Source organism: Janthinobacterium sp. PSRC1-1 (genome assembly GCF_049897525.1).
GTDB lineage: Bacteria > Pseudomonadota > Gammaproteobacteria > Burkholderiales > Burkholderiaceae_D > Janthinobacterium > Janthinobacterium tructae.
Genome location: NZ_JAFCWK010000004.1, coordinates 321152 through 340337, shown reverse-complemented (window position 1 = coordinate 340337; position 19186 = coordinate 321152). Strand labels below are relative to the sequence as shown.

8 protein-coding genes and 1 riboswitch are annotated in these 19186 nt (G+C 64.9%); of the genes, 3 read left to right on the top strand and 5 right to left on the bottom strand.

What is annotated here, in order from left to right; translation table 11 throughout:
• Nucleotides 1–14 precede the first annotated feature (14 nt).
• Complete coding sequence (locus tag ACP7DW_RS10795; RefSeq protein WP_426054986.1) at nt 15–1487, bottom strand: PLP-dependent aminotransferase family protein; 1473 nt, start codon at nt 1485–1487, stop codon at nt 15–17.
• Between the two features lie 106 nt (nt 1488–1593).
• Between ACP7DW_RS10795 and ACP7DW_RS10790 the strand changes: the two genes are divergently transcribed.
• Both ACP7DW_RS10790 and ACP7DW_RS10785 read left to right on the top strand, forming a co-directional pair.
• The gene (locus tag ACP7DW_RS10790; RefSeq protein WP_426054987.1) at nt 1594–2253 is read left to right on the top strand and encodes a pyridoxamine 5'-phosphate oxidase family protein; all 660 of its coding nucleotides are present in this window, start codon (nt 1594–1596) and stop codon (nt 2251–2253) included.
• Between the two features lie 80 nt (nt 2254–2333).
• Nucleotides 2334–3161, top strand: coding sequence for a class I SAM-dependent methyltransferase (locus ACP7DW_RS10785; protein ID WP_426054988.1), 828 nt, complete (start codon nt 2334–2336; stop codon nt 3159–3161).
• Between the two features lie 41 nt (nt 3162–3202).
• On the opposite strand, the gene ACP7DW_RS10780 is transcribed toward ACP7DW_RS10785, so the two are convergent.
• The 3 genes from ACP7DW_RS10780 to ACP7DW_RS10770 all read right to left on the bottom strand — a co-directional run bounded on the left by ACP7DW_RS10780 (nt 3203) and on the right by ACP7DW_RS10770 (nt 9234).
• Nucleotides 3203–4840, bottom strand: a complete 1638-nt coding sequence (locus tag ACP7DW_RS10780; RefSeq protein ID WP_426054989.1) for a serine hydrolase — start codon at nt 4838–4840, stop codon at nt 3203–3205.
• Between the two features lie 22 nt (nt 4841–4862).
• The gene (locus tag ACP7DW_RS10775; RefSeq protein WP_426054990.1) at nt 4863–6722 is read right to left on the bottom strand and encodes a M1 family metallopeptidase; all 1860 of its coding nucleotides are present in this window, start codon (nt 6720–6722) and stop codon (nt 4863–4865) included.
• Between the two features lie 118 nt (nt 6723–6840).
• Nucleotides 6841–9234 carry a M1 family aminopeptidase gene (locus tag ACP7DW_RS10770; RefSeq protein WP_426054991.1) on the bottom strand — a complete coding sequence of 798 codons (2394 nt, stop codon included), beginning with the start codon at nt 9232–9234 and terminating at the stop codon, nt 6841–6843.
• 145 nt (nt 9235–9379) lie between these two features.
• A riboswitch (yybP-ykoY riboswitch) is annotated at nt 9380–9549 on the top strand.
• A 21-nt stretch (nt 9550–9570) separates the two neighbouring features.
• Between ACP7DW_RS10770 and ACP7DW_RS10765 the strand changes: the two genes are divergently transcribed.
• Nucleotides 9571–10146 carry a TMEM165/GDT1 family protein gene (locus tag ACP7DW_RS10765; protein ID WP_426054992.1) on the top strand — a complete coding sequence of 192 codons (576 nt, stop codon included), beginning with the start codon at nt 9571–9573 and terminating at the stop codon, nt 10144–10146.
• A 73-nt stretch (nt 10147–10219) separates the two neighbouring features.
• Here the strand turns inward: ACP7DW_RS10765 and ACP7DW_RS10760 are convergent, their stop codons facing one another.
• Nucleotides 10220–18847 carry a GH36-type glycosyl hydrolase domain-containing protein gene (locus ACP7DW_RS10760; protein WP_426055191.1) on the bottom strand — a complete coding sequence of 2876 codons (8628 nt, stop codon included), beginning with the start codon at nt 18845–18847 and terminating at the stop codon, nt 10220–10222.
• Nucleotides 18848–19186 lie beyond the last annotated feature (339 nt).

Sequence of the window (19186 nt, the reverse complement as noted above, 5' to 3'; positions counted from 1 at the left end):
GCCGTAGCGCCGCATCACGCCGGCAGCAGCGCGCCCAGGCGGCGCGCCAGGCCGTCCATGTTTTCGGCCGGCACCTGCGCATAACCGAGCAGGAAACCGTTCCAGGCGGCGCCCTCGCCCGTGCCGTGCGCAGACAACGCCAGCGCCACGATGCCGTCCTGCGCGGCGCGGCGGCTCAACGCCAGGTCATCCCACCGGACGTCTTGAAAACGCAGCGCCAGATGCATGCCGGCCGTGCCGCCATGGATGACCGCGCCCGCACACGCATGGCGCTGCAATGCCTCGCTCAAGGCGTCGCGGCGCTGGCAATACAGACGGCGCATGCGACGCACGTGGCGCGCAAACAGGCCGCTGCGCAGGAACTCGGCCAGCGCCAGCTGTTCGGCCACGCGCCCCCGTGTGGCGCCCTGCGCCTGCATCTGCGCGAAGGCCCCTGCCAGCCCTGCCGGCACGACAATAAAGGCCAGCCGCAAGGCCGGAAACATGGTCTTGCTGAAGGTACCCAGATACACGACGGGCGCGTCGGCCACCAGTCCCTGCATGGCCGCCAGGGGCGGGCCGCCATGGCGAAATTCGCTGTCGTAATCATCTTCGATGATCAGGGCGCCGGCGGCGCGGGCACGTTCGAGCAGCGCCATGCGGCGCGCGGGACTGAGCACGCTGCCGGTCGGATACTGGTGCGACGGCGTGGTGTAGATCAGGCGCGGCGGCGCCGCGTTCCAGTCGTCGTCCGTCGGCGCGATGCCATCCATATCGACGGCAATGCCCGTCACCTGCAGCCCGGCGCCACGCCCCGCCGCCAGCGCGCCGCCATAGCCGGGGTGCTCGATCCACAAGGTGTCGCCCTGGTCGGCAAAGGCGCGCAGGCACACATCGAGGCTGCTCTGCGTGCCGTCCGTGATGAACACCTGGCCGGCATCGCAGACGACGCCGCGCGCGGCGCGCAAATGGTCGGCGATGGCCATGCGCAGCTGCGGCTCGCCGGCAGGGTCGCCGTAATTGAGCTGGCGCGGCGTCAGCGCGCGCCACGCGCGGTCCAGCATGCGCCGCCACTGCGCCAGCGGGAATTCGTCCAGCGCCGGTACGCCAGGTGCGAACGCCCCCATCGCGTCGGCGGGAAACACCACCGTCGCATTCCTGTCCTGTCCCGCCACGCCGCGCAAATGTTGTGCGCGGCGCGACAAGCCATCCTTGCCGCCGGCCGGCGGCGCCACCACCGGCTGGCCGACGTTGCCGGCGACCACGGTGCCGCGCCGGTCCGGCAAGACAAACCCTTCGCTGGCCAGCTGCTCGTAGGCGTACAGCACGGTATTGCGCGCCAGCCCCAGTTCGGCCGCCAGCACGCGCGTGGCGGCCAGCCGCGTGCCCGGCGCCAGCTGGCCGCCGCGGATCGCCGCGCGCAGGCATTCATGCAGCAGGCGCTGGCGCGGCCAGCCCCGCTCGCGGTGCGTGCGTTCGAAAGCGTTCAGCAGCAATGCATAATCCATGCGACTCCCCTTATGGCTCCAAATTATTTCTCACTTCTGGATCTTTTTTCAGGGCCAGATGCCGATTATAGTGCGGCCTGCTTCTTCAACCAACCGGATTTTCGCCATGACCGCTGTCGCCCTGCCTCCCACTCCCCGTACCCGCGTGCGCCGCGTCGCCGAACTGGCCAGCTACGAGCAAGCCACCCTGTACGCCATCGTCGACGCCGCCTACCTGTGCCATATCGCCTTCCGCGACGAGCACGGAAGCCATTGCATCCCGACCGCCTGCTGGCGCATCGACGGCCACCTGTACATCCATGGCTCGAACGGCAGCCGCATGCTCAAGCAGCTCGTCAACGACACCGACGTGTGCGTGACCATCACCCATCTCGACGGCCTGGTGCTGGCACGCTCGGCCTTCAATCACACCATGAACTACCGCTCGGCGATGGTGTACGGACGGTTTGAAAAAGTGAGCGACATCGGCCAGCAGCATGCGGCCATGGATGCGCTGATGGAAAAGCTGGCGCCGGGACGCCTGGCGCACGTGCGCGGCGGCAGCGCCAAGGAATACGCGGCCACCACCGTGCTGCGCATCGCGCTCGACGAATGCGCCGTCAAGCAGCGCAAGGGTGGCCCGCTCGACGACGCGGGCGACATGGCACACGTCGTCTGGACGGGCGAACTGCCTTTTACGCACGGTCGTGGCGCGGCCATCGCCGATGCCCTCAACACCAGTGCGCTGCCCGCGTATGCCGCCGCATGGAGTACGGAATCCGCTTGACCGGCCAGCGTGCTTGCCCGATGATCGGCGTTGATGGCGATCGCCACCAATCGACCCACTCATGAATGGAGCAGATGATGATGAAGCGAGTATCCCTGGCCGCGGCCCTGACGGTCATGCTGGCCTGCGGCGGCAGCGGCGCAGCGCTGGCTGCCGACAGCAGCGACGCGGCCCTGAAGGCGGCCATTGCCGGCAGTGCGCGCACGCCGGCCAACGCGCTGCGCGACAGCGCCCGCCACCCGTATGAAACGCTGACGTTCTTCGGCATCAAGCCGGGCATGACGGTGGTGGAACTGGCGCCCGGCGGCGGCTGGTACACGGAAATCCTGGCGCCCTACCTGCGCGACAACGGCAAACTGATCGCCGCCGGCAACGATCCGCAGTCAAGCAGCGAAGGCGCACGCCGTGGCGCGGCGCGCTTCCAGCAAAAACTCGACGCCAATCCTGCCGCTTTCGGCAAGGTGGAACTGGGCGCCTTCGCACCGCCCACCACCTATCGCATCGCGCCCAAGGGCACGGCCGACATGGTGCTCACCTTCCGCAATATCCACAACTGGATACCCATCGGCGAAGCAGGCATGCAGACCTTGTTCAAGGAAGTGTATGACAGCCTGAAACCGGGCGGCGTGTTCGGCGTCGTCGAGCACCGCCTGCCGGCCAGCAAGGCGCAAGATGCCACGGCCAGCAGCGGCTACATGCACGAAGCGTATGTGATCAAGCTGGCCGAAGGCGCAGGTTTCAGGCTGGCGGCCAAGTCGGAGATCAACGCCAATCCGAAAGACCATGCCGACCACCAGGGCGGCGTCTGGGCGTTGCCGCCGACCTACGCCAACAAGGATGTCGAGCGGGCCAAATACACGGCCATCGGCGAGAGCGACCGCATGACCTTGAAGTTCGTCAAACCATAATGTGCAGAAGGCCACCTCACGGTGGCCTTCTGATTCCTGCTTTACTTCTTGCCTTCCTTCGGCTTTACCGGCACCAGGCTCAGGTCCTGGAAGTCGTAACTGAAATCCGTCTCGGCCGACACGGGCGCCATTTTGACCCTGTCGATGCTGCCATCGGGATTGAGCGAGAACGTCACGTAGGCGTCGGCGTTGAAATTGCGCTCCTTCCAGCGCACGATGAAGGTATCGTGCTGCCAGTGTTCCAGCTCACCCGTCAGGTCCGGCGTGCGCGTGAAGCTGAGGATGTGTTTTTTGCCTTCCGGCTTGATGACGACCTTGCCATACCAGGCGTCCTCATACTCGCCGTCATACGCGGCCAGCGGCAGCGATGGCTGCGATTTGGCCGCGCGCGCGCTCGACGCCTTGCCCTGCTTTTTCACTTCCTCGGCATGCTGGTCCTGCTCCACCTTGGCCACCAGCGCCAGCCAGTCCGACGGCGCGGCCTGCAGGTAATGGTCGAGGATGCGCCATTGCAGCGCCGTCATGGAGCCGCCATTTTCCGCATTGGTGAGTATGGCCACACCCAGTTTCGCTTCCGGCACCATCACCACGCGCGAATAAAAGCCCTGCAGCGCGCCGCCGTGCATGGCCACTTTCATGCCCTTGTAGTCGCGCAGCTGAAAGCCCAGGCCATACGCGCTGAAGTTCGGTTTGGTGGCGGCCAGCGGCGGTTTAGGCTCGGCAATCTTGATCGGCGTTTGCGCCGTCCACATTTCACGGCCCTGCTTTTCGCTGAACAGGCGCGCGTCCTTGCCATCCTTGTCTTTCACGCCGGCGATCTTGCCTTCGTCGAGCAGCACCATCATCCACTTGGCGATATCTTCCGCATTCGTGTTGATGCCGACGGCGCCCACGGCGTTCGGCACGGGCATGGATTTGACGGCGGCGATCTTGCCGTCGATCTTGCTGTGCGCATTGGCGACGTCGGGATTACCCACGTTTTCCGCCAGACTGGTGGTCGTACCCGTCATGCCCAGCGGCGCCAGGATGCGTTCATGCATGGCCTCGCCCCAGCTCTTGCCCGCCTTGTCGGCGATGATCTTGCCGGCCACGATGTACAGCAGGTTATCGTAGGCATAGCTGTTGCGAAAACTCGTGGCCGGACGGATGTAGCGCAGCTTCTCGATGATCTCGTCGGTGGAAAACGTGGTGGTGGGCCACCACAGCAAGTCGCCGGCACCCAGGCCCAGGCCACTGCGGTGCGTCAGCAGGTCGCGGATGGTCATGGCGCCCGTCACGTAGGAATCGTGCATCTGGAAGCCGGGCAAATGCTTGGTGACGGGATCGTCCCAGGCCAGCTTGCCATCGTCGACCAGCATGGCCAGCGCGGCAGCCGTGAAACCCTTCGAGTTCGATGCCACTTCAAACAAGGTCTGCGCATCGACGGCAGCCGGTTCGCCCAGCTTGCGTACGCCAAAGCCCCTGGCGGTGACGACCTTGCCATCCTTGACGATGGCGATCGCCATGCCGGGCACGTCGAACACTTTCAGGGCGGTGGCGACGTCGCGCTCAAGATCGAAGGCCGGCGCGGGCGCCGGTGCAGCGGCAACGACGGGGGCGGCATCAAAGGCCAGCGCCGGCACGGCGATGCTGGAAAACGCCAGCACGATGGCGGCGGCGAGGCGGTTCATGGTATGCATGGTCAGGATGTCCAAATAAGGTTCAATGCGCTTGCGCGGCCATCAATTTATCGACGCTTTCCTGCGTCACCGGGTGATAGCGTTCGCGCGCCTGCGCATACACGTCCTTGGCCCAGGCGTGGCCCTGCGGCGTCTTCATCAAGGCGCTGTACAGGGGCACGACGAACTTCTGGCGGCCCACGCTCAGCAGGAATGCCTGCAAGGGCTGGCGCACGTCGTAGCCGGCATTCACGGAGGCCAGGTAGAAGCGGTAAGCGACTTCATTATTGCCGCTCTTGCCCACGCCGTAGACCTGGTCCAGCTCACGCAATTGCGCCGCGCTGGCCTTGTTGTTGATGTCGTTCAGGAAGTGCATCGATTCGATGGCGATCCACTTGTCCATGCCCAGGTCTTTGGTGGACAGCTCGCCCTTGAGCCAGGCGTCGCGGTGCTGGTCGAGCAGCGCCAGGCGCGGCGAGACGACGCGCTGCGCGCTGGCCGGCACGCCGGTGCCATACAGCCATTCATCGAGTTCCGCTTCCGGCATCACGTCCGGATGCTGCGCCAGCAGGTTCTTGCGCAGGTAGGCGATGAACTGCTCCGTCGTCACGCTCTGGAACGCGTGCTGGTCGAACCAGCCGCGCAGGAAAGGATCGAACACGGCACGGCCGGCACGGCGTTCCATGGTGGCCAGGAACCAGGCGCCTTTCGGGTAGATGATGCCATCGTCCGTATACGTTTCCGCAGGATTGGCATCGGCATCGCGCGTGATCAGCGCCGTTTTCGCCGCTGGCAATGTCTTGATCGAGGCGGCCAGTTCTTCCTGGTCGACCTGCACGCCCATCTGCGCCACGTCGCTGCCGTACAGCTGCTCGACGATGCGCGTGGTGACGTAGGTGGTAAAGCCTTCGTTGAGCCACATGTGCTTCCACGAGGCGTTGGTGACCAGGTTGCCCGACCACGAGTGGGCCAGTTCATGCGCGATCAGGTCGACCAGGCTGCGGTCGCCCGCGATCATGGTCGGCGTGAGGAAGGTCAGGCGCGGGTTTTCCATGCCGCCGTAGGGGAACGATGGCGGCAGCACGATCATGTCGTAGCGCCCCCAGCCATACGGCCCGTACAGCGCTTCGGCCGCCTGGATCATCTTTTCCGTGTCGGCCAGCTCGTATTCGGCCGCCTTGATGCGCGGCGGTTCGGCATACACGGCGGAGCGGGGGCCGAGCTTGCGCACTTCCAGTTCGCCGATGGCGATGGCCAGCAGGTACGAGGGAATCGGCTGCGGCATCCTGAATTTCCAGCCGCCCTTGCCCGTCGCCTTGTCATCATTCTCGGCGCTCATCACAACGCGCATGCCCGCTGGCGCATCGATGCGCGCGCTGTAGGTAAAGCGCACGGCTGGCGTATCCTGCGACGGCACCCACGAGCGGGCATTGATGCTTTGCGACTGGCTGAACATGAAAGGCAGCTTGCCCGACATGGTCTGCTGCGGCGTGAGCCACTGCAGCGCGATGGCGTTCGGCGCCGTGTGGTAGTAGACGCGCACCTTGCCCGGCTGGCCCGTGGTGGTGATGCGCAGCGCCTGGCCTTTTTCCGGGTCGGCCTTGTCCAGCTGGTACGGCGCCATCTGCCATGCGCCGCGCTTGTCCTGTACCTGCACTTTCGCGATCGACAGATCGCGCGTATCGAGCACCAGGGTGCGTGCCGCCGGGTCGATCCAGTTCAAGGACAGCTCGGCATAGCCGGACAGCGTCTTTTGCTTGAAATCGGCTTTCAGGTCCAGCTGCAGGTCGCGCGTGCGCACCTGGTCGTAGCGCGCGTAGCTGAGGGGATCGGCGTGCGCTGCCAGGGTCACCTGGCAAAGTAGCGCACAGCCCAGCGCGCGCAGGAAGGTCAAAGTTTGCATGGTCGTCTTTTGAATGATTTGCGAAAGCCCCGGTCCGTGTGCGCCGGGGCGTCGCGCAGAATAGCACTTCCGGCGCAGGCCGGCAGAAAAAAGCGCCGGACTGGCCGGCGCTGTTTTCCTATTTCGTGTCTGGCCGGACTTCGGGCTTGGCCTCGGGCGTTTTCGGCGGCGTATTGAAATCCTTCATCAGGTTGTTCTTGTCGCGATCCTGCTTGAACAGCTCCAGGCGCGACGGCGTGATTTTTCTCGGCCAGGCGTTGTTGCTGGTGTCGATGTCGGCCGTCTCCCAGTACGGGTCCTGCACCAGCCCCACCATCGGCTCGTCCGTGACGATGACCTTGCTGATCTTGTGCGGCGCATAGCGCCACACTTCGGCCGGCACGCGCTCGATAATCTTCTTGCCGCTTTTAAGTTCGATTTCCAGGATCAGCGGCATCACCAGGCCACCCAGATTCGAAAAATCGACCAGGTACAGATGCTTGCCCATGTTGCGCTGTTCCAGCAGCTTTCTCTCCCACGGCTCCAGCGTTTCCTGCTCTTCCGCATAGCTGTTGCGGTCCTTGTTGGTGACCGTGAAGTCATCGTGGCGGTTATAGAAGTCCTGCAGCGCGGGGTCCAGCTCCACCTTCTTCGGCAGCGCCTTGTTGCGCTGCTCCGAGATCGAAATCGGCTGCGCCGCCTTCTGCGCCCGCTTCCACGCTTTCTCGACTTCCGGATTTTTCGTGCTCACGCCATATTCGCTGATGCCGTCGATGCTGATGTCGACCGCGTCGGTGGTATAGAACCAGCCGCGCCAGAACCAGTCCAGGTCCGTGCCGGAAGCGTCTTCCATGCTGCGGAAAAAGTCGGCCGGCGTCGGGCGCTTGAACTTCCAGCGCACGGCGTACTGTTTGAAGGCGAAGTCGAACAGTTCGCGCCCGAGGATGGTCTCACGCAGGATGTTGAGCGCCGTGGCCGGCTTGTCGTAGGCGTTCGCCGAAAACTGCAGCAAGGACTCGGAATTGGTCATGATGGGCACCTGGTTCTGGCTGCGCATGTAGTCGACGATCTTGCGCGGCTCGCCATTCCAGGACGGGAAATGCTCTTCCCACGCCTGCTCGGCCAGGTACTGCAGGAAGGAATTGAGGCCCTCGTCCATCCACGTCCACTGGCGCTCGTCCGAGTTGACGATCATGGGAAAATAATTGTGTCCCACTTCGTGGATGATCACGCCGATCAGGTCATATTTTGCCGTCTTCGAATACGTGAGTTCACCCGTCTTCTTGTCCTTCACGGGGCGCCCGCCATTGAAGGCAATCATCGGATACTCCATGCCGCCCACGGCGCCATTGACGGAAATCGCATTCGGATATGGGTAGTCGAAACTGTACTTGTTGTACTGCTCGATCGCGTGCACGACGGCGCGCGTGCTGTACTGCTGCCACAGCGGGTTGCCCTCATTCGGATAGTAAGACATGGCCATCACGCGCTTGCCGCCGCTGTCCAGCCCCTGCGCATCCCAGATGAACTTGCGGCTCGACGCCCACGCCACGTCGCGCACATTGGCCGCCTTGAAGTGCCAGGTTTTCATCCCCGCCGCGCGGCCCTTTTCCGCCGCCAGCGCTTCGGCGGGCGTGATCACCAGCAGCGGCGTATTGCTGTTTTTCGCCCGCGCCAGGCGCTCGCGCTGCGCCGCGCTCAACACGGCCGCAGGATTTTGCAGCTCGCCCGTGGCGGCCACCACATGGTCGCCCGGCACCGTCAGATACAGTTCGTAGTCGCCGAATTCCAGCGTGAATTCGCCGGAGCCGAGGAATTGCTTGTGTTGCCAGCCAACGGCGTCGTAATACGCGGCCATGCGCGGAAACCACTGCGCGATCTGGAAAATCGTGTTCTTGTCATCTTCAAAATATTCATAGCCGGAGCGCTCGACCAGCACCTTCTGGTCATTAATCTGATACGACCAGTCGATGCCAAAGCTGATGCTCTGGCCGGGCGCCAGCGCCACCGGCAAATCGATGCGCAGCATGGTCTGGTTGACCACATGCGGCAGCGGCTTGCCGCTGGCCGCTTTCACGGCGGTGAGCTTGAAGCCGCCGTCGAATTCGCGGCCCGCATGGAGGGCGCGCAAGTCTTCGAATTTCAGCGCTTCCTCTTCGATGCCGCTGAGCCAGGCCTGGCGCGACGGCGCGCTCAGGACGCGGCGCTGGTCGGCATCCTGGCGCAAGCCATTCTGGTCCAGCTGCAGCCACAGATACGCGAGGCTGTCCGGCGAGCGGTTGTGATAGGTGATCTGCTCGCTGGCCGTGATTTCGCGGCGCGCTTCGTCCAAGGTGGCGCGGATCACGTAATCGGCGCGCTGCTGCCAGTAGGCGTGGCCCGGCGCGCCGGACGCCGTGCGGTAGGCATTCGGCGTGGGCAGCAATTCTTCCAGCTGGCGGAACTTGTCGTCGAAGGGCGCGGCGGCGCACAGGCCGGGCAAGGGAGCAAACAAGGTCAGGCACAAGGCAAGCAAGCGGACGAGGACCGGCATGGCGCATTCCATCGGGGAGTCGTGAACAGACTGCATTCTAAGTCGAGTCTGTTTGCAAATCGCTCATTGTTGTGCAAGTCCCACACACCAGCCGATGCCATGCCCCGGCAGCACTGGCGCCGGCACGGGCATTGGCGTATGATGCGCCTCGAACATTGGGGAGTAGTCGTCCCGCGGTCCTGCCGCGGGAACCTGTATCAACATAATTGGCCCGCAGGCCATGGTGCAGGTGGTTGCAGAACTTGACGAGACCATTGATCCAGGGCGGCCGCATGGGCCGGAGTCGCCCATGGATCATTGGTTAATTCGTCCGGCCCGCGTACCTCTTGCAATCTCATGGAAGCATTCCTCATCTCCACCGGCATCGTCGGTCTCGCTGAAATCGGCGACAAAACCCAACTCCTGGCCTTTTTGCTGGCCGCCAAATTCCGCAAGCCTTTGCCCATCGTGCTGGCGATTCTCGTCGCCACCATCGCCAACCACGCGTTTGCCGCCGCCATCGGCGCCTGGATCACCAGCATGCTGGGGCCCGACGTACTGCGCTGGGTACTCGGCGTCTCCTTTTTGGCCATGGCGGCCTGGACCCTGATCCCCGACAAGCTCGATGAAGACGAGACGAAGCTGGCCAAATACGGCGTCTTCCTGACCACCCTGATCGCTTTCTTCATGGCGGAAATGGGAGATAAAACGCAGGTGGCGACAGTGGCGCTGGCGGCGCGCTATCACGACATTGTCTCTGTTGTGCTGGGCACCACCTTCGGCATGATGCTGGCCAACGTGCCGGCCGTCTACCTGGGCGACAAGATCGCCAACCGCGTGTCGCTGCGCCTCGTACACGGCATCGCGGCGCTGGTCTTTGCCGTGCTGGGCGTGGCGACCCTGCTGGGTGCGGGCGCGGCTCTGGGCTTCTGACCAATGTCGGCAACATGCATGCCGGCGCGCCGATCCTGAACGGTCAGCGCGCTTTCTTGAGACGTGGGCAAGACTACACCAGCAATAGCACCGCATACTCGCGGCCCTCGTCGCGCAGGGCGATGCTGTCGCCCTCCTGCGCCACGCCATCGAGCGACAGTCCTGCGGGCCGCCCCTGTGCCTTTTCCACCGTGATGGCATAGCTGCTGGCACCGAAGCGGTAATGCAGCTTGAAGCTGTCCCATTCGGCCGGCATGGTCGGCAGCAGTCGCAGCACGTTCGCTTCGCGCGTCAAGCCGAGCAGGGATTCGACGATCAGCCGGTACAGCCAGCCCGACGATCCCGTGTACCAGCTCCAGCCGCCGCGCCCCACGTGCGGCGCCACGGCATACACGTCGGCCGTCACCACATACGGCTCGACCTTGTAGCGTTGCACCGCCTGCGCATCCACGCCATGGCATACGGGATTGATCATGCGCAGCAGTTCCCACGCCTTTTCGCCATCGCCCATGCGGGCAAACGCCATCGCCGTCCAGATGGCCGCATGCGTGTACTGACCGCCGTTCTCGCGCACACCCGGCACATAGCCGCGGATATAGCCGGGATTGAGATCGGATTTGTCGAACGGCGGATCGAGCAGCTGAATCACGCCGGAATCCCGGCGCACCAGGCGCGCATCGACCTGGCGCATGGCGCCGGCCACGCGCTCCTTGCTGGCCGCGCCCGACAGCACGCCCCAGCTTTGCGAAATCGAATCGATCTGGCATTCCTCGTTCGTGTGCGAACCCAAGGGCGTGCCGTCGTCGAAATACGCGCGCCGGTACCACTCGCCATCCCATGCATGTTCCTCGACATTGGCCGCCAGTTTCACGGCTTCGTCGCGGCAGAACCGGGCGAACGCCGCATCGCCGCGCAGCACGGCCACCTCGGCGAAGCGCTGCAGCACTTCATACAGGAAGAAGGCCAGCCACACGCTCTCGCCCTTGCCGTGTTCGCCCACCTTGTCCATGCCGTCATTCCAGTCGCAGGAACCCATCAGGGGCAAGCCGTGCACGCCCAGGCGCAAGCCGTGGCGGATGGCGCGCACGCAGTGCTCGTACAGGTCGGCCGACTCGCCCGAACGCACGGGCAAGTCGTAATAGGAATCCTCTTCCGGCTTGACGGCGCGTCCCTCGATGAAGGGTGCCACTTCGGACAGCACGTTGACGTCACCCGTGGCAATCACATAGCGGCAGGCGGCCAGCGGCAGCCACAGGTAATCGTCGGAGCAATGCGTGCGCACGCCCCGGTCCGACGGCGGATGCCACCAATGCTGTACGTCGCCTTCGACAAACTGGTGCGCCGCGCACAGCAGCAAATGGCCGCGCAGCAATTGCGGCGCCGTGTGGATCATGGCCATCGCATCTTGCAACTGGTCGCGGAAGCCATACGCGCCGCCCGACTGGTAATAGCCGCTGCGCGCCCACAAACGGCAGGCGATGGTCTGGTACATCAGCCAGCCATTGGCGATCACATCCAGCGATGGATCGGGCGTTTCGATGCGCACGGCGCCCAGCGTGCTCTCCCAGTGCGCGCGCACCGCGTCGAGCGCCATGCGGGCCGCGTCCTTGCCCGCATGGCGCTGCACCATGGTGCTGGCGTCGGCATTGCGGCGCCCGCCCACGCCGAGGATGAAGACGATTTCGCGCTCCTGCCCCGGCTGCAGTTCAAACGGCACCTGGATCGCTGCGCACGGGTCCAGCCCCGTGCCCGCCTTGCCGGACAGGCGCACGCGCCGCAGCGCCGCCGGCTGCGCCAGACTGCCGTTACGGCCGATGAATTCATTGCGGTCGCAGGTAATCGAGCGGATGCTGGCGTCGGTATTGAAAAAGCCGACACGGCCTGAAAACTCCGTGTTGTAGTTATTGCGCGCAAACAGCGCGCCGCTGATGGTGTCGACCTCGGTCGCCACGTGCATGCAGGACTTGGCGCGCAGGTCGCCCAGCACCCATTCCACGTAGCCTGTGACGGACAGGCGGCGCGGCACGCCGCTGTCGTTGCGCACCTTGATGACGGCGTATTTGACGGCCGCGTCGAGCGCCACATAGGTGCACATTTCGGTGGCGATACCGCCCTCGCTGTGTTCAAAAATACTGTAGCCAAAGCCATGGCGCGTCACGTAGTCGCCGCTGCCGCGCGCCGGCAGGGCCGACGGCGACCAGAACTGGCCGGTTTGCTCGTCGCGCACGTAAAACGCTTCGCCGGACAGGTCGGACACGGGGTCGTTCTGCCATGGCGTAAGGCGGAATTCATGCGCATTCTCGCTCCAGGTATACGCCTGGCCGGCTTCCGATACCACCGTGCCGAATTGCGCGTTGGCCAGCACGTTCGACCAGGGCGCCGGCGTCTGTGTGCCTTCGCCCGTGGTGATCACGTATTCGCGCCCGTCGGGCGTGAAACCACCGAGGCCGTTTTCCAGGATCAGCGCGCGCGCCTGCGCCCGGTGCGGCACGCCGCCCTGTTCACGGGCAGAATCTTGCAGCAGTGGCGGCATGCGCAGCACGGGGCTGGGCGGGCGCTTGACCTGCTCGGCCAGGGTGCCGCGCAGGTCGCTGATGATGGCGCGCGCCACCGACTGCAGCAAGATGCGGTCTTCGTTGGCAATCTGCTCTGCCAAGCGCACGAAAATGCCGCCCGGGCGGTCGATCGCCTGCGCATCGATGCCCGAGGCGATCAGGCCCATGATCTGGTCGTGCAGCAGCTGGCGGTAACCGGACTGGTCCTCGTACCAGATCACCAGGTCGACGATCAATCCTTTCAGGCGCCAGTAGGCATGCGCCTGCACCATCTGGCGCGCCAGCTCGATATTGGCAGCATCGCGTATCTGCAGCAGCACGATGGGCAAGTCGCCGGAAATGGCATACGCCCACAGTCCGGACTGGCCGCGCTGGTTCTTGATCAGGATGCCAGCCTCGGCGCGCAGGGCCGCATTCGGGTAGATCACGGCATTGGCCAGGCGCGCATACAACTGCGCGTCCGTTTCGCTGGCATTCAACTGACGCAGCACCACCTGGCTGTGCGTCCATGCCAGTTCGAACACGCGGTCGGCCAGATGGCGGTCCTGGTATTTGTCGATCAGGTGCAGCGCCGCCTCGCGCTGCTCCACCATGCCGGTGACGCTGTCGACCGTCACCGCCTGGTCCGGTTCGAGCGTGATGACGTAGCGGATGGCCACGATGGGGTCGAGCACGGAACCGTGGCCGCCACCGAGCGGCCCGCTGTCCTGCAGCGCCTGCGGCAGCTGCGCCGTGTTGCCGCGGCCGATGAAGCGCGCGCGGTCCGTCTCGAACGATACTTCGTAGCGCTCGATATCGTGCACGGTCATCACATGCAGCAGCCACGGCATCTGCTCGTCTTTCGAGCGGGGCCGGCGCGTACACAGGATCGCATTTTCATGCGCCAGGATTTCCGTCTGCACGAACAGCTTGCTGAACGCGGGATGGGCCGCATCGGCCGCCGCCGGCGCCATCACCACTTCGGCAAAACTGGTGATCTCGATGCGCCGCTGGCGGTTCGAATTATTGCTGATGCGCGTGCGGCGGATTTCGATGTCGTCCTCGGGCGAGACGACGATTTCCGTGTACAGGTCCAGGCCATGGTCGGCACGGCGAAATTCCGCACGTCCCTCGGAGAAAATCACTTCGTACTTCTTCGGTTCGACCAGGGTTGGCTGATACATGGTGGACCAGACGGCGCCGTCGTCGAGGTCGCGCAGGTAGCAGAAATTGCCCCAGTTGTCGCGCGTGCTGTCCTCGCGCCAGCGCGTCACGGACAGGTCTTTCCAGCGGCTGTAGCTGCCGCCCGCATTGCTCACCATGACGTGGTAGCGGCCATTCGACAGCAGCTGCGTTTCCGGCACGGCGCTGTTGGCTTGCGTGAGGATGCGCATCGGCATGGCCTGCTCGGTCGCGCCGCTGCGCAGCACCGCCAGCTCGGCCGTGTTCGAGTAAAACGCGCCGGCCTGCGGCGTGCGTTCCTGCAGCACCAGCAAGGCCGATTGCAGCAGCGGATCGGACTCGAAACGGCGCTGCATCGGACGGTCGTGCAGCAGGTAGCTGAGAGCCAAAAAGCCCATGCCCTGGTGGTGCACCATGAACGAGCGGATGATGGCGCTGCCCTGCCCGCGCGGCAGGCGCGCGGTGGTGAAATCGATCGCTTCAAAGAAGCCGTAGCGGCCCATGTAGCCGGCCGCCTGCATGCGCTGCAGGTTCTGGCACGACGCTTCCGGCTGCACCATCAAACCCATCATGCTGGCGTATGGCGCCACCACCAGGTCATCGGCCAGGCCCCGCTTCAGGCCCAGTCCCGGCACGCCAAAGGCGCGGTACTGGTAATTCAGGCTGGCGTCGACCGTGTTGTAGCCGGATTCGGAAATCCCCCACGGCACGTCGCGCTGGCGGCCATAGTCGATCTGCGCCTCGATGACGGAGTGGTAGGTCTGGTCAAGCAAGGTGTTCGGATAATTCGGCATCACCAGCAGTGGCATCAGATACTCGAACATCGAGCCGCTCCACGACAGCAGCACGGGCTGGCCCGCCACCATGCACAGCTGGCGGCCCAGCGCGAACCAGTGCTCCTGCGGCAGCTGGCCCTGCGCGATGGCGATGAAGCTGGCCAGACGCACTTCGGAAGCCAATAAATCGTAGTAGCTTGGGTCGAGGCGCCGCTCGCTGACGTTGTAGCCGATGGCCAGCAGTTTGGTCGACGGGTTATACAGAAACGCGTATTCGATCTGCGCAAAATCGCGCGCCTGGCCCGCCGCGTGGGCGATGTCGCGCATGTGACGGCCCGCCTGTTCGCGGCCTTGCGCCAGCCATGCGGCCAGCTCGGAAGGCAAGCCTTCCGGCGTCTCCAGATTGGCCAGTTCGCGCAGGGTCGGCACGCGCAGCCACGCCGCATCGAGGCCTGCCTGTGCCGCCCATGGCGCCAGTTGCAGCAACTCGGCCAGCGCCGCGCGGCACTGGCGCGCCAGCGCGCCGCTCCACATGGCCAGCTCGCCATCGTCGCTTTGCAAGGTCAGCGACAGCAGCGCGTCGGCCGCGCCATTCGCGGCACTCAGGTAGGCATGCCATTCGGGCAGGCTGGCTGGCGCGGCCGGCATCTGCAGCAGCGCCAGCGATGCGCGCACCGCCTTGCCTTCGCCTTCCTCGCCAATGAATTCCTGCAGTACCTGCGCCGTCGTGCGGATGCCGTCCACGATCTGTGGCCCCATGATCGGGGCGTCGTACAGTTCCACCAGGCCAGGCTGCAAGGTCAGCAGATGGCCGGCCAGGTTGCCGCTGTCGACCGTCGAGATATACATCGGCTGCAGCGCCTTGAGCGTTTGCGTGTCGTACCAGTTATAGAAATGCCCCTGGAAGCGCTCCAGTTCCCCCATGCTGTGCAGGGTGGCGCGGCTGCGCTCGATCAGCTGGCCCATGGTGACATAGCCGAAATCGTAGGCCGTCAGGTTGGCCAGCAGGGCCAGGCCGATATTCGTCGGCGAGGTGCGGTGCGCCACCACCAGGTTCGGATGCTCCTGCATGTTATCGGGCGGCAGCCAGTGATCGTCCGGCCCGACGAAGGTATCGAAATAGGCCCAGGTCTTGCGCGCCACGCCATGCAGGAAACGCCCCTGCTCGGCCGACAGGCGCGCCACGGCCCGTTCAATAGGGCGGCTGATCCACCAGGCGATGGCGGGCGCGGCCAGCCATAGCAGCAGCACCACGGCGGCAGCCGGCAACGCTGCCGGGCGCCAGTGCAGCAAGGCGGCAAAAGTGACCAGCGCGAGCGCGGGCGAGCACCACATGGCGCGCCAGCTGTCTGCCTGCGAGCCGGAAGACGTATGCAGGTTCGAGGCACGCCAGTCGAGCAAATGCTTGTGCGACACGCCCAGACGCCACAGGGTACGGGCGATGGCGTCGAGGCTGATCCACGCTTCGTACGGCAGGAAGACGAGGGTCAGCATGGCATGCGAAAACTGCACGCCGCAGCGCCGCTCGAACGCGGCCAGATGCTGGCGCCACAGGGTGTCGCGCGGTTTGCGCAGCAGATCGTACAGGGCGGAAAAGACGGGCGGCAGGAAGATGATGGCCAGCACCGCCACGCTCCAGAAAACCACGTGCGGCAAGAAACCCCACACCAGCAGCAGCGACAGGGTGGTGGCCGGCGCCACGATGCTGCGGCGCAGGTTGTCGAACAGCTTCCAGCGCGACAGCATCGACAGGGGATTGCGTTCGCGCTTGCCGGCGCGGCCGGGCACGCGGCCCAGCAACCAGCCGATCAGCTGCCAGTCGCCGCGTATCCAGCGCTGGCGGCGGCTGACATCGGCGTCGTAGCGGGCCGGGTATTCCTCATACAGCTGCGAGTCGCTGAGCAAGCCGGCGCGCAGGTAGCAGCCTTCGAGCAGGTCGTGGCTGAGGATTTTATTGTCGGGCAGGCGCTGGCCCAGCACGCGCTCGAACATGTCGAGGTCGTAGATGCCCTTGCCGATGAAGGAGCCTTCATAAAACACGTCCTGGTACAGGTCGGAGACGGTGCGCGTGTAGGGGTCGATGCCCGGCTCGCCACCGCACAGCAGTTCGTAGCGCGAGGCATTCGCGCTGGGCAGCGCCACGGCCACGCGCGGCTGCAGGATGCCATAGCCGGCCACCACGCGCGTGCCGGCCGCGTCCAGCACGGGACGGTTCAGCGGGTGCATCATGGTGGCGATGAATTCGCGCGCCGCGTCGCGCGGCAGCTGCGTATCGGTGTCGAGCGTGATCACGTATCTGATCGTGCGCAGGCCGCGCAGCTCGCCTTCCACCAGCGAGAATTTGTCGCGTGCCCCGCCGCGCAAGAACGCGTGCAGATCGGACAATTTGCCGCGCTTGCGCTCCTGTCCCATCCACGCATTCTGCTGCGAATTCCACAGGCGCGGACGGTGCAGCAGCAGGAACGGCGCCACCTGGCCCAGTTCGTCGGGGTCGGCCGGCTCGCCGTTCTCCTGGAGCGCCACGCCCTCCACGCGGTATTTGTCGTTCAAGCCACGGATGGTCTCCTGCGCCTGGCGCAGCAAGGCTTCGTCGCCCGGCATCGTTTGCGCGGACGCATCGACAAAATCCGTCAGCAGGCAGAAACGCAGGTTCGGATCGCGGTTGGCCAGGTAGCGCACCTCCAGCGCCTCGCACAGGGCGGCCACGTTGTCCGCGCTGTAGATCAGGGTCGGCACCACCACGATGCCGCGCCCGTCCGAGGGAATGCCGGCCTGGTAATCCATGCGCGGCAGCGGATGGGGCGACGTCATCAGGGTCGCCAGCCAGTTCACCACGGCCACGGCCAGCTGGCTGCTGCCCAGCAGCGCCAGCACGCCCAGCGCCGCCAGGGGCCAGCCCTGCACGCCATGGCGCACGGCGCGTTCGAGCAGCAATGCGCTCGTCGCCAGGGTCAGGAACGCAATGGCGCCCAGATAGCTGGCCAGCGGCGCGGCGCGCGCCGTCTGCTGCAGCGCCTCGATGAAGGGCAGCTTCGCGCCAGCCTGCTTTTCCAGCACCAGCACGCCGCGTCCCACCAGGTAAAAGCCGATGTGGCCGCGGCGCGCGTCATGGCCGTTGCCGTGCGTATGCGCCAGCTGCACCGCCATCTCGGCCACTGCCACTTCGCTGCGCGCGCTGCGCCTGGCGATGCGTTCGATGGCATGGCGGTAGCTGTCGCGCGTGGCGAAATCCATCAAGCCATACGTGCCGGCCGGGTCCAGGCGCAAGGTTTGCTCGACGACGCTCATGGTCTCGACGAATTCCTGCCAATCCATGGTGCCGAGAAAACGCAGGCTGCCGATGCTGTTGGCGATCGACACCTGGTCGGCCGCCTGCTGCCCGATCTCGGACTGGATCTGCTGTTCGATGGTGAGGCCGGACTCGGCCAGCTTGTGCGTCAGCCACGACAGCGCCAGGGTCAGCGACGAACTCTGTCCCTGCAGTCGACGCGACAGTTCGGCCACGAAGGCGCTGGTCATCGGCGGATTCGAACGGGCCATGTCGGCTACCAGCAGGATCAAGCCGCTGGGATTGCGCTCGGCGATGTCCATCATCTGGTCGGCCCAGGTATTGGCCAGGTCGCGCTGCATGCGGTCGTCGGCCACGCGCGCAGCGACGCGGCGCAGGTTTTCGATCAGGGCCAGACGCAGCATGATGGGCACGGCCCACAATTCACCCAGCGTGAGCGTGGCGACATCCTGGTAAGCCTCGACGAAGTGGCACAGGTTTTCCAGGTCGACCCGGCCGTCGCCGTGCGAGATGATTTCCAGCGCAATTTTATACACGCGCGGGCAGCCAGCGTCCACGCCCGACGTCAGCCGTGGCAATTCCTTGCTGTAGTTCTTCGGCAGGTGGCGCCGCGTGGTGCGGATCTGCTCTTCGATCAGGTAAAAATTATCCAGCAGCCATTCCGAGGCGGGCGTGACCTGGCGTCCGCTTTTCACCGTGGCCGTCAGCTCGTTGACGGTGGCCGTGATCAGGGCCGCATTGTCGGCCAGGCGCGCCAGCAGGCGGTCGCGGCCATGGTGCTTGCCCACCGCGTGGCCGGCGGCCACGTGCTTGCCGTGGGCGGCCATCTGCATGGCGCTGAATAACTCGGAACGCAGGGGCAAGGCATCGTCGCGCGCGGCGTCGAAACTGTCCGGTGCAAGGGGATGGTCGCGGAAGATTTCCTTGAATTTGGAAATCTGTTCCTTGAGCTGCTGCGTGACGACTGCGGTGTACTCTTTCAACTTGGCCTCGCTAGGTGCGCGCAGGCAGCCGGCGGCCACCGTCACGCTGGCCAAGTCTGGAAGAACACGATCGGACACTGGCGAAAACGGAAAGCGAAGCGCCGGAGCGTTGCGATGAATCTCAGGGTGCAGGGAGATTTTCTGAACTTCATCGTAGGTGCGCGCCGCGCGCACGACCGTGCGCTAGCGTACATACCCGAGGTTTTAGGGACGTGCAGGCAAAGAAATCAGCGCCTTGAATGGCGGAAAAATGCCGGCAGGAAATGAATGGAGGCA